The organism is Sulfurovum sp. (genome assembly GCF_049668085.1).
GTDB lineage: Bacteria > Campylobacterota > Campylobacteria > Campylobacterales > Sulfurovaceae > Sulfurovum.
This window is the reverse complement of the sequence record NZ_JBATIY010000006.1, coordinates 1-21,300: the sequence shown is the minus strand read 5'-3', so window position 1 is coordinate 21,300 and position 21,300 is coordinate 1. Positions and strand designations below refer to the sequence as shown.

Here is a 21,300-nt window from a genome sequence, read left to right as displayed (position 1 = left end):
AACGTAGCATTAACATAGCATAAATGAAAAGTAGGGGAAAAGGTCTATAAAAAAAAGTTATGTGTGTATATTGGTTACAAAATGGGCACAAATAACCGTCAAAAAGATCAAATTTGTTTAGAAAGTGTATATCCTACACCCTTTAGTGTTGTAATCAAATCTTCTTTTAGTACTTGACGTACTCTATGTATCTCTGCTCTGATAATAGCATTGTCTACAGGACTGTCATCCCAGGCATAGTGTCTAAGCATTTCAAAATCAACCACTTTGTTGATGTTCTTTGCAAACAGATCCATGATCTGTGCTTGTTTATGGGTCAACTGCTGCTCTTCTCCATCAAAAAGCAAACATTGATTTTCCGCATCATAGCAATACATCCTTGAGATCTTTACAAAAGTTTTTGCTCTTATATCTGCAATTTTTAACAATCTTTCAATATGCAAACCCAACTCTTTAAGGTGAAAAGGTTTTTTCAGGTAGTCATAACATCCCAGTGCGTATGCTTGACTTATCTGTTCTATCTCTGTGATAGCAGAGATGAAGATCGTAGGAACAAATATTCTCTCTTTTTGCAATTTATCCAGTAAGGAGAGTCCATCCATACTTGGGGTATTGATATCAAAGATAAAAAGATCATACGTATTTTTGAATATATTATTATACGCTTCTTGCCCATCTTCAAATGCTGTTACTTCATACCCTGTATCTGTTAAATATTCTTGTATGGCACTCTGGAGCATCAATTCATCTTCAAGTAATAATACTTTCATCTACTCCCCTTTTTTAAACCTATAGGAAAACAGTGTTAAGTTCTCATCAGATTGTACCTCTATTTTAACGTTTTCTTTTTGACAAATAGCATAAACGATCTCCAGTCCCAATCCAAATCCACCCCTCACATTATTTTCACGTTCAAAAGCTTTAAAGATCCGCTCTGTATCTTCTATTATAGGTGAAGTGCCTACAAACTGTAAAATGATCTCTTCTTTTCTCTCTTTAAGTACCACTTTCACATCTGTACCTCTATTGGCATATTTAATGGCATTAGATAAATTGTTATCTACTATTCGTTGTAATTCTTCTGGACTAAAATAGATCCGTATATCATTTTCTATCTGTGGAATAATATCGTGTTTATTACCCCATGCAATTTCAGAAAAAAAGTCAATCCTCTCTTCAAGAAAAGCAGACATATTAAAATACTTTTTTGTATACACAAAACGATTTTTTTTCACCATATAACTCAAATCCTCATAGATGTTCGAGATGATCTTGCTGGCTGCTTCGATTTTAGTCAGATACTTATTGTCACCTTCTTTCATTTTAAACAGGTCAATATGGGTCATGATCACTGCTAAAGGAGTATTGATCTCATGTATGGAATGTTTAATGAAGCTGTCTTGGGCCTCCACAAGTGACGCATTAAAATCTTTTTCCTTTTCCAGCAAAATATTTTGTTCACTCAGATCTTTTGTTTTTTGCTCAACCTTAGACTCAAGTGTAAGATTCATCTCTTTGAGTTTCTCTTTTCTTTGATGGATCACAGAGATCATAGCATTGATGTAAGGTACCATTTTTTGAAACTCAGAAAGACGTATATTTTCTTCATCTATCATAGCATAGGTAGATGAAGCTTCTTTAAAGTAATCGCTGAATGAAGATATCTCTTTTTTAAGTATGCGGTTTGTAATGATGATACCTACAATACCCACTACAAATAAGATTCCCAGAAGAAACACCATTTTTAAAAAATACTGGTTAAGTCTGTTTTTGAGTATATCTCCTTCAATTTGAAGATGCTTTTCTACCTCATCCAGATACACACCCGTTCCAACCATCCATCCCCAAGGTTCAAATGACTTTGCATAAGATATCTTGGGACTTAAGGAACCTGAAGTAGGTTTTAACCACTGATACTCAACAAAGCCTCCTTCTTTTTGTCGTGAAATATCTATAAGGTCTTTGATCACCATCACTCCATTGGCATCTTTTGTATCATAAAGATTCGTACCTATATTTTGTCTTTGTATAGGATCAGATAGTACAACTCCATTAAAATCATAAACAAATATATACCCTGTACCATCTTGTCGTCCGTAAAGTTGTTCTATGGCATGAAGTATTTGTTTCTTTAAAACTACTTCATCTTCTAGTTTAATATTATCTTCATATGTGCTACTGATAAATTCTAGTACACGCATCGTGTCAAAAACAATGGTAGCCTTTTGTTTTTGAATAAACGTAGATTGGGTAGTTGCAGCTTCAACTTCAAAGTTTTCATACTCTTTATAGGCAACAATCGTTGAAAAGACTATAATGACAATGAACATGATAACCATTGCAACCACATGTATACTTGCAATCGTTTTATTTTTTAAAAAATTGATAATAGGCTCCCTAATATTAAAAGGCTAAAGATTTTTTTCTATCAAAACAATCACATCTTTTATCTCTTCATCAGAGACTTTTCCAAACTTTTTATATATCAGTTTTCCTTCTTGATCAAAAATAAGAATATCAGAATTATCATCTTCAAGGTTCCACTGCTTGACTAAAACCTTCTTTTTATCTTTTACATAGATCGTATGCGGGAATTTTTTTTGCTTCTCTTTGAGTTTGGATTCAATGAACACATTAGGCAACCATGTAGCCGCAAGATTGATAATGGCAACAGAATTCACCTTTTTCCTATCAAATTTTTTTGCTTTTAGCGCATCGGCTAAAGGATTATTCAAATCTCTCTTATCTGGATCTACGTAAAAAAGTGTATGTATTTTACCTTTAAGCATTGAAGATTCCCATCCTGAACCATCGATTTTTCCACCATTTTTCCCATCTATGGTCACAGTAATAGGTACTTTACCCAATTCAATTGCCATACTGCTTTCTAACAATAAAAAGAACGATAAAACTATTTTTTTCACACAAGATCCTGTATATTAAATTTTATTATATTAGGATAATACCATGATTAGATAAACTATTTATAATATTTATGATAGAATCTCCAAAATCTAACCTAATGGAGATATTCAAATGGACATTACTAAAATCGGATCGGGTGAAAACCCAGATGCTGTAAAAGCAATTATTGAAGTACCACTTAATTCAGCTATCAAATATGAAATAGATAAAGATTCAGGTGCTGTTGAAGTAGATAGAGTACTTTATTCTGCTATGCATTACCCGGCAAACTACGGTTTTGTAGCAAACACATTATCAGATGATGGTGATCCGGCTGACATCCTTGTACTTTGTGACTACCCGCTTCAAGCAGGTTCATACATCAAATGTAGACTTGTAGGTGTACTTATGACTGAAGATGAAAGTGGTGGAGATGAAAAACTTATTGCTGTACCAACTGAAAAAATAGATCCAACATACAAGGATATCAAAGACCTTGGTGATGTTCCAGAGCATACACTTAACCGTATCAAGAATTTCTTTGAAACGTACAAAATGCTTGAGCCTAACAAGTGGGTAAAAGTAGCAGGATTCCAAGATAAAGCAGCTGCAACAGCGATCTTGGAAAAAGCGATCAAAAACTACAAGTAGTTTTTGACCTCACTGCCCTCAAACGCTTTGAGGGTTCCTTCTTTTTAACGTTATTTAAAACCCAACTTCTCTTTTTCTATTATCCAGGTACCTGTTCACACCTTCAACAATACCCTCTGCGATCTCTTCTTGATAGTTTGATGTAAAAAGTCTTTTACGCTCTTTAGGATTTGTAATATACCCGACTTCTACAAGTATAGAAGGCCGGCTTGCACCCACAAGTACATAAAATGGCGCTGGCCTTACTCCACCATCTTTAACATCATCATAATCATCATTTAGATTTTGCATGATGTTCTGTTGTACATCGATGGCAAGTTTATGTGACTGTACTATCTTAGGACCATTCAATACTGCATCTATAATAACATCTTGGCTTAACTTATCTGTCCCCATAAGTACGGATGCATTTTCTCTAGCCGCGATACGTTGCGACTTTGCATCTCTTGTTTTTTGCAAATAGTACGTTTCAACACCCTCAACTACATCAAAGCGACTCTTATTAGCAATAGCATTGGCATGTATAGAGATGAAAACCGCTGCATCTTTCTTATCTGCAAGTCTCGTACGTTGACCAAGTGTCAAAAATCTATCTTTGTTTCTAGTCATATATACTTTGTAACCTTCGCTCTTAAACTCTTTATAAAGTCTCTTAGTAATACCCAATACAATATCTTTTTCCTGTTTACCGGCACATGTTGCTCCAGAATCATGTCCACCATGTCCGGCATCTATCACCACTAAACTGTCTGACCTGTCAACACTTGGACCACCACAACCCAATATTACAAAGAGTGCACTAAGTCCAACTATAAATTTTTTCATTTTTTTATCCTGTTTAAAATACATATATCATTTCATTAAATATCAATTTCTTTTTCTCTATTCTTTAAATAGATATCTACACCTTCAGCAATACCTTTAGCGATGAGTTCCTGATAACGCGGCATAAAAAGTCTTTTACGCTCAGTAGGATGAGAAATATACCCTACTTCAACGAGTATTGAAGGTCTGCTTGCTCCTACGAGCACCCAAAATGGAGCATGTCTCACACCACCATCTTTCACGTTTTGATACCTTGTATGTAAATTTGTGATGATCCTTCGTTGTACATCAATAGCAAGTTTATTTGACTGAACGATCTTCGGTCCAGAAAGTACAGAGTCCAATATCACACTACGACTTAATTTGGTAGTACCCTTCAAAACTGATTTATTCTCTCTTTCTGCAATACGTTGAGATCTTGCATCTCTTGTTTTTTGCAAGAAAAATGTTTCAACACCCTGTATTTTATTACGTTTGCTTTTAGGTACAGAGTTAGCATGAATAGAGATGAACACAGCGGCATTTTTCTTATCAGCAATTTTCGTACGTTGCGGAAGTTTTAAAAAACGGTCTTTCTTGCGTGTCATGGCGACTCGATATCCATGCTTTTTAAGCTGTTTCTCGAGTCTTTTTGATATCTGAAGCACAAGATCCTTCTCTCTCTTTCCTCCTCCTATCGCACCAGTATCATGACCACCATGTCCTGCATCTATGACAATAAGTTTATCACTCTTTGTGTTTTTTGATTTCGACTTTTTTATCGTTTTCTTAGGTTTTGTTTTAGTTGTTTTATACCGTTTTGCAGGCAATGTACTACCATTTTTAGGTAATGAAATATGATAATGATCATTTGAAAAAAGTGGTTGGTATGCAATAGGTTTAGAATATTTATAACCAGTGATCACTACTCGAACCGTATTGGTATTGTTTTGAGCAAGACGGACATTTGAACCTAGACCCAATGGTACACGGCTATGTGCTATACGTGTATTTTTAAAGTCATAAATTTCTCGATGAGGATTTTTAAGTGTAAAATGTTTAACACTCTTCTTACTTAATGATTTAGAAAAGAAAAGACGAAGCTCTCCTTTTTCTACTATGGCTTTTTTAAGTGTATTGGAGTCGGGGAAAAGCAGTGTATTCAGTAGTATGACTAAAAGAAAGATCCTACTGAATTTTAGCATGGTTTTAGCTGTCTTCACCATTCATCAGTTTGTTCATAAGTTCTTTCACTGTAATGATCTCTTGAAGACGATACCCATTTGCTCCGGTAAAGAAAAGTCCACTCTCTTTGATACCATCATACGCATCAGTAAGTCTATCTGCAATACAGTAACCTACTATCTTCGCTTCTTCACCACGATGACATGGTGCAACACAGTTAGATATACAGGCAACTTTTGGTGCAGTTCCTTTTTCAATATCTGTATGAAGCTGTGTTTTTACACCACGCGCAGGGTAACCTACAGGTGACTTAAAGAGTTTTATGTCATCCTCTTCCGCTTCAATAATAATATCTTTCATCACTTGACTGGCATCACACTCTACTGTACCGATGAAACGTGTACCCATTTGTACTCCATCTGCACCAAGTTCCATCATCTTGACGATATCATCATGATCCCATACACCACCAGCAGCGATAATGGGCATAGAGCCCCAGTTTTTAGCTTCCTCAACTACAGGAGGGAGGATTTCTTCTAACTGATTTTCAGGCATAAAACACTCTTCATACTTAAAGCCCTGGTGTCCGCCGCTAAGCGGTCCTTCAACGATAACCGCATCAGGAAGTCTATCATGTGTTTTTTTCCAACGACGACATAAAATACGTAATGCTTTGGCAGTAGAGACAATTGGGACCAAGGCTACATCAGGATAGTTCTTCGTTGCTTCAGGCATAGTAAGTGGCAATCCCGCACCTGTAATGATAATATTTGCTCCAGCCTTACATGCATCCTCTACGACACGATTGTATTCACTCTGTGCATAAAGTACATTCGCTGCTAAAGGTTTGTCACCACAAATAGCTCTTGCATTGTCAAATATCTTTTCAAGTGCCTGATAAGAGTAAAAGTTGATCGCGTCAAGTGGTCTGTGCTCTTTACCTACCATTTCATTGTTATGAAGGTATTTTCTGTTTTTATAGACACCTGTTCCCACTGCAGAAATGACACCAAGTCCACCTTCTTTTGAGACGTTACCAGCTAGCTGATCCCATGATATACCAACACCCATACCACCTTGAAAAATAGGTTTTTCAATGGTATATTTCCCAATTTTTAAAGATTTAAATGCCACTACTTCACCTTCACTTTTGCAAATTTTCTTTTTCCTACTTGCAAGATATACTCACCCGCTGTAAGATTTAACTTTTCATCAGAGATCTTTTCCTGATCTACACTCACCGCATTTTGTTTAATATCTCTTCTTGCTTGAGAAGTAGAAGGCTCAATACCGGCATCCACTAATGCCTTACATATCCAAATACCCTCTTCAACTTCAACTTCATTCATATCTGTTGGAAGTTTGTTTGATTTAAAAACCTTATCAAACTCTTCTTTAGCTAGTGTAGCCAACTCTTCATTATAAAACCTTGTAACAAGTTCAAGCGCCAAGTTTTCTTTGACTATTTTAGGGTGAAGTGTGCCTTTTTGTACATCCTCTTTCATTGTAGCGATATCTTCAAGTGACGTCTCACTCAAAAGTTCATAATAACGCCACATTAATTCATCTGAAACCGAAAGTGTTTTGGCATAAATATCTTTAGGGTCTTCCGTAATTCCAATGTAATTATTCAATGACTTACTCATCTTCTGAACACCATCAAGTCCCTCTAAGATTGGCATCATAAGCACTGCTTGTTCTTTACCTGTATTGTAGACACGCTGAAGGTGTCTTCCCATCAAAAGGTTAAATTTCTGATCTGTACCACCGATCTCAATATCACTTTTAAGTTCTACAGAATCATACCCTTGAAGTAAAGGGTATAAAAATTCTGAGATAGAAATACTCTGTCCGCTTTTATAACGTTTTTCAAAGTCATCACGTTCCAACATACGTGCTACATTAAAAGTCGTTGTTAGTGCAACCATCCCTGCAGCACCCAATTCATTCAGCCAAGTTGAGTTAAATACGACTTCTGTCTTACTTTCATCAAGAATGTTAAACACCTGCTCTTGATACGTTTTTGCATTTGTCATGATGGTATCATTATCAAGTACTTTTCTTGTTTCACTTTTACCTGTAGGGTCTCCTATGGTTGCAGTAAAATCACCAATGAGAAGTTGTACTCTTCCTCCATGATTTTGAAATGCTCTAAGCTTTTGAAGAAGTACAGTATGCCCAAGGTGAAGGTCTGCTCCGGTAGGATCAAATCCGGCCTTGACTGTATACGTACTGCCATCATCATAATATTTTGAAACCAACTTTTCTATACGTTCCATATCTATGACTTCTGCAGTACCTCTGCTTATCTCTTCCAGTGCTTTTTCTACCATACTCAGTTTCCTCTATTTATTTGTTATATGCATCATCTAAACTTATAATTTCTATGAGTTTAAACGTTTGTGAAATTTTTTCTGCAAGCTCTTGTTTCTTAGACTCATTACTCTCTACTTCTATTTGACAAAATTCTGCCTGCTCCGAATTTCTAATACCCAATTCAATACTAAGGATATTGAGATTAAGCGTCGAGAGTTTTGCCAGTAGATCTGCCAAAATACCTTTTTGATTTTGAAGGCTTATGGTAAGTCTATATCTAGAGAGTTTAGAACCGGTCCAACTCACATAGATCATCTCTTGACCTTCTAAAATTCTAGTATAGGCTTTCTTGCATAATTTATGGTGTATAATAGCTTTACTACCCTTATAAAACGCAACGATCTGGTCACCAACTTTAGGATGACAGCAATAATCAAACTCTACCCCGTCTATTGGCTTGTTCGTGAAGAACCTAAAGTGTTCCAGCTCTTTAATATATGGTTTTTTATACCCTTTTTTAAGCAATTCCCAAAAGCGTACTTCTTTTGTCCCCATATAATCTGCTACTTTATGTATAGTCTCTTTATAATAATCAAGCTGGACTGGTAATTTATAGACAGAATCATTATGGTCCATTTGCTCCATAAGATCTTTCATTGCTGTACTCTCTTGAGAAAATAATGTACCCAAAATATTGTATGCGCTTAAGGTATCTGACTCTTTTATCCTTGCTCTACAAGAACTTCTGATACCTTCTTTGGCTTTTGATGTTTTCACAGTATCAATCCATGAACAGTGAAGATGGGGTTTATTATCTTTGAGAATATTCACAATATCCCCATTTTTCAAAATGGTCAAAAGCGATGCTTTCTGCTTATTTACCAATGCTTCTGTCGCATTGATCCCTACTTCCGAGTGGATAGCATAAGCAAAATCAAGTGCAACTGAGCCTTTAGGTAAGGTATAATAATCACCTTTAGGTGAAAATACCGTAATATCTTCAGAAAAAAGATCTGATTTTGCCAATTCATAGAACTCTTCTATCGATTCATTCTGATAATGTAAACTCTCTAGCCATTCCAGGTTTACGCTATTGTCTCCACCTTTATATTTCCAGTGTGCGGCAACACCGTACTCAGCAAGTCGATGCATCTCTTCAGTTCGAATCTGTGCTTCAACAATGCCCTCTTCATCAAACAATGTAGTATGTATGGTTTTATATCCATTTTCTTTAGGTACGGCTATATAATCCTTGAACCTGGATATAAGAGGTGTAAACCGAAGGTGCATGAGTCCCAAAACTCTGTAGCAGTCTATCGGATCTTTAACGATAATACGAATTGCAAGCAGATCAAGTACCTCTTCTATACTCACACCTTTACGATGCATCTTAAGGTAGATAGAATAATAATGCTTCACCCTCCCGATAATTTCAAAATCATCTTCCTTGAAACCGTCTTTATCCATCATCTCTTTTACATTTTGTATAAAAGTGTTGAGTTTGATCTTTAGATTTTGTGCGTTTGATTTGATATAAGTATCTATTTGTTTGTAATCTTCGGGATAAATATAACGGAAACTCAGATCTTCTAAATGGTTCTTAAGTTTGGAGATACCTAGTCTATGTGCGATAGGTGCATACACGACAATAGTCTCTTCAGAAATACGTTTCTGTTTTTCAGAACTCAGCGCATCTAGAGTCAGCATGTTATGCAGTCTGTCACAAAGCTTGATCACCAATACACGCACATCCTTAATAGAAGCGATAAGCATTTTTCGAAATGTCAGTGCAGAGTTTATAAGCCTTTCATCTGAACCTGAAGGGACCAACTCTTCATCACGGATCTCAACGATCTTGGTGAGGCCTTCAACCATATGTGCAACATCATACCCGAATTCATGTTCTAACTCTTCGATAGTATAATCTGTGTCTTCTACTACATCATGTAAAAGAGCAGCTTGTACCATCATTTCATCATTAGAGACCTTTGCCGTGATCGCTGCTACCAATATGGGATGTACAATATAAGGCTCACCGCTTTTACGCGTTTGTCCTTTATGTGCTTCAAGTGAAAGTTCAAGTGCTTTGGTTGTTGCAGGTAGAGGGGATGGGAGTTCTTCCCAGAGAAGGGCACTTGCCTCTTCTATTGTATATATATTTTTAGCTTTATCTAAAAAAGCATCCAAAAGCGTTTAGCCTTCTAAACTTACTGTAATTTTACCTTCAGCAATTTCTTGAAGTGCGATATCTGAATATTTCATACCTGTTGTATCTATATCTAAAAGTATTTCAGCACCTCTGGCAATAGCTTCAGCTCTTTTTCCTACTGCATTTGCAAGCAGGTATTTATCGTAGTCTACTCTTTCTAGTGCTTCTGCTGTTAATTGTTCTGTTCTCATATCTATTCCTTTATTATTTCATTCTCTATTTTACAACTGAACAAAGGCTCATATCACCTTTGATAATTGCAAGCAGATTACCTTTTTCAAACATGTTACATACAACTATAGGCAATCCATTCTCTTTGGCCAATGCAATAGATGTGTCATCCATCACCTTGATATGCTCTGTTAATGCCTGATCATACGTAAGCGTATCGAGTTTCACTGCATCCTCAAATTTATTTGGATCTTTGTCATAGACACCGTCCACTTTTGTTGCTTTGATCAAAAGTTCTGCTTCTATCTCAGACGCTCTCAGCGTTGCTGCTGTATCTGTTGTAAAGTAAGGGTTACCCGTACCTCCGGCAAAAACAACCACACGCCCTTTTTCCAAATGTCTTCTGGCACGACGTACGATAAAGGCTTCACCGATCTCTTGCATATCTATAGCAGATTGAAGTCTAGCTTCAAGTCCACAATGCTCCAATGCTTCTTGTATAGCCACACCGTTGATCACAGTTGCAAGCATACCCATGTAGTCACCAGATGTTCTTTTGATGATACCATCAGCAGCAGCAGACACACCACGAATGATGTTACCGCCACCCACAACGATACCTACTTCAACACCAGCATCTACCAGTTCTTTTATCTCATTTGCAATAAAGTTAAGAATCTGAGTATCAATACCATACCCTTCTTCACCTGCCAGCGCTTCACCAGAAAATTTCACCAATACTCTTTTAGTCACAGATGCACCTTTATATAATTTCGCGATTATATCCTAATGTGGTTTAGGAGGCGTTTAAACTCTAACTGGCTATATCTTAATAAGCTTCAACGGGTTGATATGTTTGGAATCTTTTGTTGCTTGGAAAATGAGCTTTTCATTCACTTTTCCTACCACATATCCTTTTTGTATCTTTGCACCTACATGGATAGTAGGAGCAATTTTAGAGAGTCCTGCATACACCGTATGTATCTTTTTACTATGAGAAACGACTACTACTTTACCTAACATACTACTCTTTCCTGCAAAAACCACTTTCCCATTCAGTATATTTTGCACCTTTGAGTTTGTAACAGGCGACTGTAATGTGATAGATTCATTAAATATCTTGATCTTATAGACAGGATCTATATACGTACCAAACTTCTTTACAAGTTTTGATCCAGGTAGAGGAGATATCGTTTTCCCACCTCTATATTTATACGTTTTCGACGGTGTATACGAAGAGTTAACCTGTCTAACCTTTTCACTCTCTTTATAGACTTTTTTCTTCTCTTTTTCAGCCGCTTTCGCCGCCAAACGTGCTTTAGCTCTATCTGCTTCTGTTTTAGCTTGTTTCAAAGCCTCTTGTGCTTTTCTAGCCTTCGACTGTGCCAATGCTTTGGCTTCACGTATCTCTCTTTGTCTCTTTTTTTCAAGACGCATAGCCTCTTTTTCAGCTTCAGCTCTCTTACGTGCCTTTTTTACTTCTTTCGCCTGTAAAATATTCAGGTTTGCCAATGTTGAACGAAGAGAATTTTGTTTATCGACTATCTTTGCCAGTTTTTTATTATAGTTTTCTTCATCTTTAGCAAGTTTTTTACGTAATTTCTCTTTTTTAGATTTTTTTTGAGCATAATCATCTCTTTTTTTGACAATTGCAACAATCTGATTTTTTGTTTTGTTTCGCAAATAAACCTTATCTTCTTTCTGTTTTTTCAATGTCCCAATATCAAATCTTAAGCTGGATAACATTCTGGTGTTATGGTTTTTATATGCGACATAAACTTCTTGCATAAGTATAGATTCTCTTGTAGGTTCATGTGCCTGTTCCATAGCAAATATGATAGAGAACTGTTCAGAAAGCAAAGAGATAAAAGCTTTGCGTTTTTCTTCTAATAACTGGCTTGTCTCTGTTAGATCTTGTTCATACTTACTTAATTCAGTTTGTAAAGATGCATACTGTTTTTCTCTTTCTTCTTGATCCTCTTCAAGTTCAGCCATCTTCTTATCAAGATAGACAATATCTTTCTCTGCTGATTGTATATCTTTCGCGATCTTACTTAGCTGTCTGCTTGCCTTTTTCTTAGCTACTCCTGTGGCAGAGAGGTTTTTTTTGGACGATGCTATCTTTGCAGTGGTTGAAGCACCATAAAGTAACCCTACAACTACGAAACAGATAAGAATAAAGGATCTCACTCCTGTACTCCCTTACTGCTGAAGACAACGGTATACACAGCGACAATAACGATCAGAAGTGAAGACCCCAATAAGATCCCTATATCACTAAGCTTGAAAAGTGCTTCTTGATTTTGCATCATGATATCTATACCACTTTCTGCTGCCCAATAGAGTTTAATATAAAAGAATATTCCAGAAACCAAGATCGTAGAAAAAATAGCATCTACAAATGCTACCCTGAAGAGTACACCGGATCTAAGCATTAAAGGTGCACCAAATATCTCCATGACCTGCATACGCTCTTTATGTGCATATTTCCAGATCTCCATCTGTTTGATGATCAAAAAGAGACTCACAACTGCCATAAAACCGATAAATACTTTCAAGATAAATTTAATAAAAGAAAAAAGTCTATAACTTGAATGATAAGTGCTGCCAAATGTTTCAACTTTTTTTATGTTAGTATCACTTTTAAGATCTTGTTTGATCGTTTCCAATCCTGTAGTATGGAGATAAGTATCTAATCCAAGATTATAAAAATAAGGCAATGCTTCCAATATCTCTTCACTACTACTTTTACTTATACCTTTCGTAACCTCTGAAACAATACTCTCACGTTGTATCTTTTCCGAACTGCTAATATGTTCATTAAGTGCCTGAAAAGCAGAGAGTTCCATAGGCTTTTTTGTCACTACAAGCATAGAATAGCCCTCTTTGAGACCTTTTTCATATGTGTTTGTTGTACGTTCAAAGACTAGATAGAACTCTATACCTAATAAAATTGCCATAAGTGGCAGTATAAACATAAGATGATTTTTAATGAACTTCATACACACCCTTGCTCTCTATAATAAAATGTCTGTAAGGTAACGAAAAGATCGTAGGGATCTTATGTGTTACGACCAGGATCGTTGTATCAAGCTGCTGACATGCATTTTCCATTAAGTCCCAAATTACATTTGACGAATAGTCATCAAGGTTACCTGTAGGCTCATCTGCCAAGATCACCACTGGATTTTTTGCTAATGCTCTTGCAACACCTACACGCTGCTGCTCTCCCCCGCTCAGTTCCAAAGGATATCTGTCAGCATGTTCTGCAAGTTTAACGTGTTTAAGAAGTCTGTGTGCCTGCGTTTCTTGTATCTCAGTTGGATATCCGGCTATCATTAAAGGCAAAACCACATTTTTTTTCACTGTCCATTCATTCACAAGTTTATAATCCTGAAAAATAATACCCATATGTGTTCTCAGTTCCTGCAGCTTGTTCTGACGTATATTTGATAGATCCTGTCCCCCTACTACAAGGTTACCTTCACTTGGTCTCAACTTTCCATAAAGTGCTTTTAGCAGTGTTGATTTACCTGAACCACTAGGTCCGGTTATAAACACAAATTCACCCTTTTTAATAGTAAAATTAGCATCTTTAATGATCTCTTTTCCTCTATTACCATAGGTGAGGGTAAGATGTGAAGCGTGAATCACATTAGACATATTCTACTCTCCTTTATTGAGCATTAATTGCTCGGCTAATTTTTGATGTGCCTGAAAGTTGACTGTTGTTTTCACAGGGGCAGAGACTAAATACCGACAGCTCTCTTCTTCTAACAAAATATATTTATGTTCTGGTCTGTCAAAACTTCCAAAAGCACATTTGATAAGTAGACTTTGTTCAGAAATTTTATAGACACGCTCAAAGTGTAGAAAATATCCCTCAAAAACCAACGCTTTTGGAGGTAAACGCTCTTCTATACCTTTGGTATATTTTACATCATTAAAATTAAAATCTATAGTCATCTCTTGAGGTGCTGATTCCTCTGTACATTTAACATACACATCATAGATATCTTTTTCTTGTCTAAGCCATCTTGCTTCATACTTACTAGTCACTTCTAAAGCTTCATTTTTACGTATTTCCACTTCAACTTTAGGAACTGAAAAGAACGTTTCAAGTGCATACCAAAAGTATTTATCACTGTCTGTACGCAATTCTAAACGTCCACCTTTTCGTAATACCCTCATGGATTCATCTAAAAAACTGGCACTGATGACCCTTCTGTGAGGTTTTTTGTCCCAAGGCACAGGGAAATGTACAAATATCTGTTCACATACATTTGAAGGTAACATCTCCAAAAATAGTCTAGCATCGTAGTTCACGACCCAAATATTATCCAAGTCTTGTAGTTCTATCTGTTTAAGCACCTGTTGTGCAGATGGCGTATGGATCTCCAAACCTATATAAAGTGTATCTGGGTTCTTCTTTGCCTGATAGAGCAAATGTCGTCCGCTGCCAAATCCTACTTCAACAGATATCTTCTCTTTAGGGTAGGTGATATTTTCAAAATCTTCTATCTTTTTAAAATACTCTGAAGAGAGTGGTGTTTTTGTATGTGATATGGCAATATTTGAAGAAAGTATCTCCAGGTTCAACTCTTCCGAAACTTGTTGCAGTGCCTCTTTAAGAATATTCACTTGAAGAGGTCTACTTGCTTTGTCATACTTTAATAAATAGGCTTTCTCCTCTGGTTTAAGCTGCAGTAAAAATTCTTCTCCTCCATGTTCAATACCTATGAGCATGTCATTTCGGTTCATTGCTTGAGCGCAAAAAGTCATCATTTCACTTGTTGATAACTGCTGTTCTACGATAGAAGTATCGAATGGTTTAACTTTTAAATGTGGCATTGTTCCTGCTTATATTCTGATTTTTGTTACATGACTCGGATATGCACGTATCTTGTCATAACTTTGAGCAATGATCCTATAACTATAGGTATCTCCGTTTCTTACAAATGTATCGATGTACTCAGCCATCAATTGTCCTTCTACTTGTGATACAAATTTCCATTCAGACCCATTGACCGAACGCTCTACGATATAGGTATTGATACTTGGATCTGCATGCGGTTTCCACAAAAGTTTTACGACTGAGGGTGCAACTTTATAGGCTTTCACAAAAGAGACTGCTGAGAACGAAGGCAGCGTTCTCACCTCAAGTGGTGCACTGCGTTTGGACTCTTTCCCAAAAGCAAAAGTACTAAATGTATAGCGATACGTTCTGTCTGGCTTCACATGTGTATCTACAAAGTGTGTTGCATAACGATTGCCTACAGTACCTATACGTTTAAAATTTTTTGTATCTTGAGAAGCATCACCTCTGTAGATGTTGACTCCATGTATACGTTGATCCTCTATCTTCTTCCATTCAAAGCCTATAGAGTTTATCTTAGGCAAAGCATGCACCTGTCTAACAGTATTTAATGAAGGATCCGTACCGTATGTCATCAATCCTTTAACAGCACCACAACCGTTAAAGATTATTAAAGAGAGTACCCAGAGTATGAGGATTGATTTTTTCATCGACTTCACCTTGATCAAAATTCTTGGATATATACATTTTCATATCATCAAAAAGCGGGGCTATAAACTCCATTTTTTCGCCACTTGCAGGATGGACCAGATATAGTAAATATGCATGCAGATTAACTCGAGAGATTTTATCTCTTTTGCTCTTAAAGCCATATAAATCATCACCTAAAATATGACGTCCAAGGGTATTTAAATGTACACGTATCTGATGGGTTCTTCCTGTAAACAATTTTGCTGCTATGAGTTCAACACGATGTTGACTTGTAAGTAGTTTCACAAAAGCTGTTTTGGCAGCTCTTCCATCTGGAACAACATCCATTTTTAGCCGATTGTTAGGATTACGTCCTATCGGTTTATCCACTACTGTATCATCTTTTAATGGACAATCGATCAGTGCCAGATAGTAGCGTCCCATACTCTTGTCTTGTAATTGCAGACTCAGTGCCTCATGTACTTTGTTGTCTTTTGCTACCACAAGTGCGCCTGTTGTCTCTTTATCTATACGATGTACGATACCATAACGCTCTTCTCCACTAATCGTTGAAAGAGAAATACCTTTATGGATCAACCAATCTACTAATGTAGGTTCTTTCACAGAAGGGGCAGGATGAACCACTAATCCCGAAGGTTTATTCACGACCAAAAGATATTCATCTTCATAGAGTATCTCAACATCAAAGTCTATCGGAGGAGCGACTCTTTTTTCTGCTTCTTGAAAAGCATAAGAAACCCTGTCGCCTTCTACAACTTTAAAGCTACTTTTTAGCACCGTTTTATCATTGACACTCACATGCCCATCTTTGACGAGCTTTTCAACTTGGTTACGACTCACATCAAGTTGGGTTGCAAGTACCTTATCTATGCGTCCAGATGCTATAGCTGTAAACTGATTCATATTTTTTTCAAAAAGAGTTAGTCTTGCTTTTTACAGGGTGTGTCTACTAGAAATTGTTTACGTGCCCAACCTACTTTACCCTTCGCATTTACTTTACACCACACTGGATATTTCCAGGCTGCAAAATCTCTTTCATTTTCATTCATAGCTTCAAGCTCTTTTTGCGTGACCTCTCTTAAGCAGCCATAATTTTGAACACAATCATCCATCCAAACACGCGTATATATCTCTTTTGCTTTACGGTTAGGTTCTTCTTTCAGTACAAGTGTCTCACAGTTCTTGATCAATTTTACTGTAAATTCCGAAGGGTGTATATTGTTATCAACATCTGAAAGATCTATCTCATCATCCTCTGCGAACACACCTGTAAAAAATATTGTCAAAAGTAAAAATAGTTTCATAGTATTTCCTTTAAATATCATCTCTATCCCAACGCTTCGGATCAAGAAACGTATCATCATGAATATGTTTAAATGAAGCCCTGAACATTTTAAAAATGTCCTTATTCTCTTTTTCAAGTCCAGCCAACCACTCTTTAGTAGAAGCTCTGGCATGAGGCATCTTCACATTCTTTAGCATAGCAGGACAGGCTTCATCACCGATCACCTGCAAATTATTCTCTTCAGCAAAGGCACGTAATTGTGACTCTCTGGCTTGTATCAATGGACGTATCAAATGAAAACCTCTACTGGTTTTATAGATAGGTGCCAAAGCTCTCATCGTACCATTATAGAACATGTTCATAAAAAAGCTCTCAACTGTATCATCAAAGTGATGTCCCAAAGCCACCTTAGTAAACCCGCCTTCCTCAGCAAAACTGTAGAGTGCCCCTCTTCTCATACGTGAAAAGTAGGAACAGAATGAAGAGTTTTCACGTATCGTGTCATTTGAGATCTCATAAATGTTCGTATCAAAAACCGTATGCTTAATACCATACTCTTCACAATGTTTGCTCAAAAACTCATAATGTTCATCTGGCATACCATATTTGACTGTACACGCTTCAAATTCAAAATTAAATGGTGCATGCCTTTGTATATGTTTCATGATATGCACAAGGGCCAGAGAATCTTTCCCTCCGCTGAGACCCACAAGTACCTTATCACCCTCACCGATGAGTTTAAACTCCGCATTGGTCTTACCTGCCAACTTGAGAAGCTTTTTGCTGATAGGGATACTCTTAGAGGCAGTACGTCTTTGCTTATCGTCCAAGTTCATCCACCATACTCAAGATGAAATCAGCAGAAATTTTCGCCGAACTTTCCAGAAATTCATCGAAATTAAAACTTGCATCCATGTCCGCACTGTCAGAAATAGCACGCAAAATGAAAAAAGGTACATTTAAAGCATTACATACCACTGCTACACTAGCACCTTCCATCTCTAAGGCATCTGCACCAAACGTAGTTCCTATCCAGTTTTTGCGCTCTTCATTTGCTACAAATTGATCTCCGGTTGCAATGATCCCCTCTTTGAGTGTCAACCCTTTTTGTTTTGCAACATCTTGAGCTATATTTCGTAAAGTTTGGTCCGTATCAATACTCACATCGCCTTCAGGTACATATCCAAAGGGATGTCCAAAAGCAGTGATATCCAGATCATGTTGACAAAGACTCTTGGCAATAATGAGATCACCGATATTCAATTCATCATTGATCGCACCGGCCACACCAGAAAAGAGTAATCTATCACAACCAAACTTTTCAATGAGTACAGTAGCAGTTAACGTAGCGAACACTTTACCTATTTTAGAATACGCTACAACAACCTCCTGCCCGTGATAAGAACCTTCATAATACTTGTTTGCTCCATAGAGTGTCATGTCTACATTATCAAGTTTATTTATGATAGGCTCTATCTCTTCAGGCATCGCACCCATGATGGCGATCTTAGACATTAAAGTTCCTTGATCGCGGCAATCGTTGCTTCAAGTGATGCCATATCACTTACGTTAAAGTGTGGCTTTTTTGTTGCTTTACGGTTCAGCCCTTTAAGCACATTCCCATGGCCAAACTCAATATAGCAATCTACTTCATCATCTATATTTGCCATAGAGTGTTTGTAAAGAACAGGTTTTATAAGCTGTTGTGGGAGAAGTACTAGTGCTTCTTCTTTAGAACTGTATGGTTTTGCAGTCACGTTTGAAATAACCGGTGCAATAAATTCATCTTTTAATATCTCTTTTAACTTCGCTTCAAGTGGTGCAGAAGCAGACTCAAGAAGTGGGCAGTGTGAAGCAACTGACATATCTAACAACATCGCTCTTTTTGCGCCTGCATCTTTAAGTACACCTACTAGCTCTTCAAGGTCTTTTTTGATTCCTGCGATCACAATTTGTCCATCGGCATTATAGTTTACTGCCCATACTTGCTTTCCAGCTTCACGTTGTGCAGAACATACCTCTTCAACTGCATCATCACTTAGCCCTAGACTTACCAACATACCAACCTCTTGCGCTTCACATGCTTTTGCCATGAGTTGACCTCTAAGATTCACCAGCCCTACTGCATCGATCGCATCTAGTGCTCCAGAAGCAACAAGTGCCGTAAATTCACCCAATGAATGTCCCATAGTAAGTACCGGCTTGATACCTGTTGCATCCACAAAAAGTCTATGTGCCATAGCACCTACAAGCAAAATAGCCGGTTGTGTATACTCTGTTTGTCCCAGTAGTGGATTCTCTTCAAAAAGAAGCTGGGAGAAATCGATACCCGTTTGTACACTCGCATCGATCAGCATCTGCTTTGCTACTTCTGAATTATTAAAAAAATCTTGCCCCATTCCTTGAGCTTGAGAACCCTGACCTGGAAATAAAAATGCACATTTGATTGACATACATGTCCTTTATGATATATTAAAATTGTTTATGTATTTTACCATCTTTAAATTATGATATCATAGTAATGCATTCAAGTAGGAGAATTATTATAAGCAAAAGTATATTTGTACTGTCTATGAATAGATTTATAACCTTGCCACAGATGATAACTTGGGTGCAGTACCAGTCACAGTATAGAAAAAACTGAATAAGGTCTAGTCTTTTAGACTATTTAATTTTAAGTTCTTTTTTTATTTCAGTAATAAGTTTTTGTAGTTCTATATGGTATTTTCCAGGATAAATAGGTAACATATCGAGTTTATTGTAGACAAAAATAAGACTGACCGTTTCAGCTAATTTCAATATGCTCTCTGCCCCAATGAGTTTTGCATGCTTTTCCAGATCTACACTAAACTCTTTAATTTTATTAATTGCTTTTTCATTCACAATTTGTCTAAAATAGATATCTGAACGTTCAAAAGAATCTAAAAAGTTTTTTAATTCATTTGCATATTTTAAACCCATATTTTTGGTGTTTTCCTCACCTGCCTTTTTATCTAATACAGGTAAGTCAAGCCCTCTTTTCCTTTCGATCATACTCTGAAGATTCTCTTCATATTTACTGCTTGGATTTACATGTTTTTCATTATGCTTATGTGCTTGGAGCATTTTTTCAAGATCAATAATATTCTCTTTTACTTCTGTTTTTATCTCTTCATGATCCCTTTCATTTTTGAACAGTGCTATAATCAACTCAAAAACACTCTCTTCTGTAACGGGTTTTACCAAATGAGTAGAGACACTTATTATTTTAGTCTCGACATGATGATCATCTTGCAAAAGCACATATTTAAGAGCCATATTTTGCTGTATTTTTGCAATCATATGTTCAAGTGCATCTGTATTAAATTTATCTTCTACGATCAATATATCATAGGGTGTCAGATCATTTCCACGTTCTTTAAATGCTTCAAGTCCCACATCTACATCATAAAGAAAATAATTAAACATTTTCTTGATACTTTGTGCGACCTTTGGACTCTCACAGATCAATAATACCTTTTTACCCAACATGGATACGTCTGGTAATCTATAATGACGTCTATACCCTAATTCATTGATCATAAAAGGTATATCTAAATGGATATCAGCATCTTTCTCATAAATGATCTTTCCATCTAGTTTCTCAAGATCTTTACTTAAATTGGATTCTAAAAAAGCCAGTACTTTTTCTTTGGCAATATTTGTACTTTTTATTTTGAAGGATATTGCTTCTTCATATACAAAATCTTCTGGAGCACTAAGAGACAATATGATCTCATTTTGATCTGTATATTTGAAAACAAAATTAAGCGTTTGAGTAAGTAGATGTTGCAATACAGCAGGGTCACCCCTTAATTCTCTTGGTATTGTCGCTTCCATATCATAAATAAGTTCAATATTTTTTTCTTCTCTTATCGCTTCTAAAGAGGAGAACAGAGTCATTAATATTATATTGATATCGAAAGTTTTTTCTATCTTATTCATACCATTCCTTCATTAAGCTTTAAAAAAACATGATATCCAAATATCGTATAAAATACCCATTATTTCAGGAAATATTTGAAGTAAATAATAAATTTTTAACTCTAGAAACACTAATTGCATATATATTATAAAATAGACTTTTTACTTGCCAGTGTTGGATATGGTGAACTACCCAATCTCTAAAGAAGATTGGGCTTCTTGTTTCATCATGCCGTGATTTCTAACAGATGTTAGAAACTCTATGACACTCCACAAGCTTTGATTTCGGTAGTTCCTACCGTATTT

Annotated in this window: 22 protein-coding genes; 1 reads left to right on the top strand and 21 read right to left on the bottom strand. The window is 36.5% G+C overall.

Going from position 1 to position 21,300, the window contains the following annotated elements:
* Positions 1-107 precede the first annotated feature (107 nt).
* The 3 genes from WBM70_RS00255 to WBM70_RS00245 all read right to left on the bottom strand — a co-directional run bounded on the left by WBM70_RS00255 (position 108) and on the right by WBM70_RS00245 (position 2,924).
* Positions 108-770, bottom strand: coding sequence for a response regulator transcription factor (locus WBM70_RS00255; protein ID WP_424556508.1), 663 nt, complete (start codon positions 768-770; stop codon positions 108-110).
* A complete protein-coding gene (locus tag WBM70_RS00250; protein WP_424556557.1) occupies positions 771-2,339 on the bottom strand; it encodes a cache domain-containing protein in 1,569 nt (522 codons plus the stop codon).
* 72 nt (positions 2,340-2,411) lie between these two features.
* Positions 2,412-2,924: a YtfJ family protein gene (locus tag WBM70_RS00245; protein WP_424556507.1), complete on the bottom strand. Its 513-nt coding sequence runs from the start codon at positions 2,922-2,924 to the stop codon at positions 2,412-2,414.
* Positions 2,925-3,036: 112 nt separating this feature from the next.
* Between WBM70_RS00245 and ppa the strand changes: the two genes are divergently transcribed.
* On the top strand, positions 3,037-3,555 hold the full coding sequence (ppa, locus tag WBM70_RS00240; RefSeq protein WP_424556506.1) for an inorganic diphosphatase: 519 nt from the start codon (positions 3,037-3,039) through the stop codon (positions 3,553-3,555).
* Between the two features lie 54 nt (positions 3,556-3,609).
* On the opposite strand, the gene WBM70_RS00235 is transcribed toward ppa, so the two are convergent.
* From WBM70_RS00235 to WBM70_RS00150, 18 genes are all read right to left on the bottom strand, one after another.
* Entirely contained in the window at positions 3,610-4,380 is a 771-nt protein-coding gene (locus WBM70_RS00235; RefSeq protein ID WP_424556505.1) for an N-acetylmuramoyl-L-alanine amidase family protein, read from the bottom strand.
* A gap of 35 nt (positions 4,381-4,415) precedes the next feature.
* Entirely contained in the window at positions 4,416-5,585 is a 1,170-nt protein-coding gene (locus WBM70_RS00230) for an N-acetylmuramoyl-L-alanine amidase (protein WP_424556504.1), read from the bottom strand.
* Positions 5,569-6,678 (bottom strand): nitronate monooxygenase, encoded by a 1,110-nt coding sequence (locus WBM70_RS00225; protein ID WP_424556503.1) that lies wholly within the window; start codon positions 6,676-6,678, stop codon positions 5,569-5,571. Before WBM70_RS00225 ends, WBM70_RS00230 begins: the two co-directional genes overlap by 17 nt.
* Positions 6,678-7,877 (bottom strand): tyrosine--tRNA ligase, encoded by a 1,200-nt coding sequence (tyrS, locus tag WBM70_RS00220; RefSeq protein WP_424556502.1) that lies wholly within the window; start codon positions 7,875-7,877, stop codon positions 6,678-6,680. The genes WBM70_RS00225 and tyrS overlap by 1 nt, the downstream gene beginning before the upstream one ends.
* Before the next feature lie 16 nt (positions 7,878-7,893).
* On the bottom strand, positions 7,894-10,047 hold the full coding sequence (locus WBM70_RS00215) for a RelA/SpoT family protein (RefSeq protein WP_424556501.1): 2,154 nt from the start codon (positions 10,045-10,047) through the stop codon (positions 7,894-7,896).
* Positions 10,048-10,053: 6 nt separating this feature from the next.
* On the bottom strand, positions 10,054-10,260 hold the full coding sequence (locus WBM70_RS00210) for a DNA-directed RNA polymerase subunit omega (protein WP_424556500.1): 207 nt from the start codon (positions 10,258-10,260) through the stop codon (positions 10,054-10,056).
* A 25-nt stretch (positions 10,261-10,285) separates the two neighbouring features.
* On the bottom strand, positions 10,286-10,993 hold the full coding sequence (gene pyrH, locus WBM70_RS00205) for a UMP kinase (protein WP_424556499.1): 708 nt from the start codon (positions 10,991-10,993) through the stop codon (positions 10,286-10,288).
* Positions 10,994-11,062: 69 nt separating this feature from the next.
* Positions 11,063-12,430, bottom strand: coding sequence for a murein hydrolase activator EnvC family protein (locus WBM70_RS00200; protein ID WP_424556498.1), 1,368 nt, complete (start codon positions 12,428-12,430; stop codon positions 11,063-11,065).
* Entirely contained in the window at positions 12,427-13,200 is a 774-nt protein-coding gene (locus WBM70_RS00195; protein ID WP_424556497.1) for a cell division protein FtsX, read from the bottom strand. Before WBM70_RS00195 ends, WBM70_RS00200 begins: the two co-directional genes overlap by 4 nt.
* 28 nt (positions 13,201-13,228) lie before the next feature.
* Positions 13,229-13,903 (bottom strand): cell division ATP-binding protein FtsE, encoded by a 675-nt coding sequence (locus WBM70_RS00190; RefSeq protein WP_424556496.1) that lies wholly within the window; start codon positions 13,901-13,903, stop codon positions 13,229-13,231.
* A 3-nt stretch (positions 13,904-13,906) separates the two neighbouring features.
* On the bottom strand, positions 13,907-15,091 hold the full coding sequence (gene trmB, locus WBM70_RS00185; protein WP_424556495.1) for a tRNA (guanosine(46)-N7)-methyltransferase TrmB: 1,185 nt from the start codon (positions 15,089-15,091) through the stop codon (positions 13,907-13,909).
* A 9-nt stretch (positions 15,092-15,100) separates the two neighbouring features.
* Entirely contained in the window at positions 15,101-15,766 is a 666-nt protein-coding gene (locus WBM70_RS00180; RefSeq protein ID WP_424556494.1) for a hypothetical protein, read from the bottom strand.
* Positions 15,717-16,670: an RluA family pseudouridine synthase gene (locus WBM70_RS00175; RefSeq protein WP_424556493.1), complete on the bottom strand. Its 954-nt coding sequence runs from the start codon at positions 16,668-16,670 to the stop codon at positions 15,717-15,719. The genes WBM70_RS00180 and WBM70_RS00175 overlap by 50 nt, the downstream gene beginning before the upstream one ends.
* A gap of 17 nt (positions 16,671-16,687) precedes the next feature.
* Complete coding sequence (locus tag WBM70_RS00170) at positions 16,688-17,071, bottom strand: hypothetical protein (RefSeq protein WP_424556492.1); 384 nt, start codon at positions 17,069-17,071, stop codon at positions 16,688-16,690.
* Between the two features lie 10 nt (positions 17,072-17,081).
* Complete coding sequence (locus WBM70_RS00165) at positions 17,082-17,882, bottom strand: tRNA 2-thiocytidine biosynthesis TtcA family protein (protein ID WP_424556491.1); 801 nt, start codon at positions 17,880-17,882, stop codon at positions 17,082-17,084.
* Positions 17,872-18,567 (bottom strand): 5'-methylthioadenosine/adenosylhomocysteine nucleosidase, encoded by a 696-nt coding sequence (locus WBM70_RS00160; RefSeq protein WP_424556490.1) that lies wholly within the window; start codon positions 18,565-18,567, stop codon positions 17,872-17,874. The genes WBM70_RS00165 and WBM70_RS00160 overlap by 11 nt, the downstream gene beginning before the upstream one ends.
* Positions 18,567-19,505, bottom strand: a complete 939-nt coding sequence (fabD, locus tag WBM70_RS00155) for an ACP S-malonyltransferase (protein WP_424556489.1) — start codon at positions 19,503-19,505, stop codon at positions 18,567-18,569. Before fabD ends, WBM70_RS00160 begins: the two co-directional genes overlap by 1 nt.
* 211 nt (positions 19,506-19,716) lie before the next feature.
* Positions 19,717-21,015 (bottom strand): hypothetical protein, encoded by a 1,299-nt coding sequence (locus tag WBM70_RS00150; RefSeq protein WP_424556488.1) that lies wholly within the window; start codon positions 21,013-21,015, stop codon positions 19,717-19,719.
* Positions 21,016-21,300: the final 285 nt, after the last annotated feature.

Bases quoted from the DNA above. Each gene is read 5' to 3' on its own strand.
- WBM70_RS00255 (WP_424556508.1), bottom strand. From the start codon at position 770: ATGAAAGTATTATTACTTGAAGATGAATTGATGCTCCAGAGTGCCATA.
- fabD (WP_424556489.1), bottom strand. From the start codon at position 19,505: ATGTCAATCAAATGTGCATTTTTATTTCCAGGTCAGGGTTCTCAAGCT.
- WBM70_RS00170 (WP_424556492.1), bottom strand. From the start codon at position 17,071: ATGAAACTATTTTTACTTTTGACAATATTTTTTACAGGTGTGTTCGCA.
- WBM70_RS00230 (WP_424556504.1), bottom strand. From the start codon at position 5,585: ATGGTGAAGACAGCTAAAACCATGCTAAAATTCAGTAGGATCTTTCTT.
- WBM70_RS00235 (WP_424556505.1), bottom strand. From the start codon at position 4,380: ATGAAAAAATTTATAGTTGGACTTAGTGCACTCTTTGTAATATTGGGT.
- WBM70_RS00160 (WP_424556490.1), bottom strand. From the start codon at position 18,567: ATGTCTAAGATCGCCATCATGGGTGCGATGCCTGAAGAGATAGAGCCT.
- tyrS (WP_424556502.1), bottom strand. From the start codon at position 7,877: ATGGTAGAAAAAGCACTGGAAGAGATAAGCAGAGGTACTGCAGAAGTC.
- WBM70_RS00210 (WP_424556500.1), bottom strand. From the start codon at position 10,260: ATGAGAACAGAACAATTAACAGCAGAAGCACTAGAAAGAGTAGACTAC.
- WBM70_RS00195 (WP_424556497.1), bottom strand. From the start codon at position 13,200: ATGGCAATTTTATTAGGTATAGAGTTCTATCTAGTCTTTGAACGTACA.
- WBM70_RS00175 (WP_424556493.1), bottom strand. From the start codon at position 16,670: ATGAATCAGTTTACAGCTATAGCATCTGGACGCATAGATAAGGTACTT.
- WBM70_RS00150 (WP_424556488.1), bottom strand. From the start codon at position 21,015: ATGAATAAGATAGAAAAAACTTTCGATATCAATATAATATTAATGACT.
- WBM70_RS00180 (WP_424556494.1), bottom strand. From the start codon at position 15,766: ATGAAAAAATCAATCCTCATACTCTGGGTACTCTCTTTAATAATCTTT.
- ppa (WP_424556506.1), top strand. From the start codon at position 3,037: ATGGACATTACTAAAATCGGATCGGGTGAAAACCCAGATGCTGTAAAA.
- WBM70_RS00190 (WP_424556496.1), bottom strand. From the start codon at position 13,903: ATGTCTAATGTGATTCACGCTTCACATCTTACCCTCACCTATGGTAAT.
- WBM70_RS00250 (WP_424556557.1), bottom strand. From the start codon at position 2,339: ATGGTTATCATGTTCATTGTCATTATAGTCTTTTCAACGATTGTTGCC.
- trmB (WP_424556495.1), bottom strand. From the start codon at position 15,091: ATGCCACATTTAAAAGTTAAACCATTCGATACTTCTATCGTAGAACAG.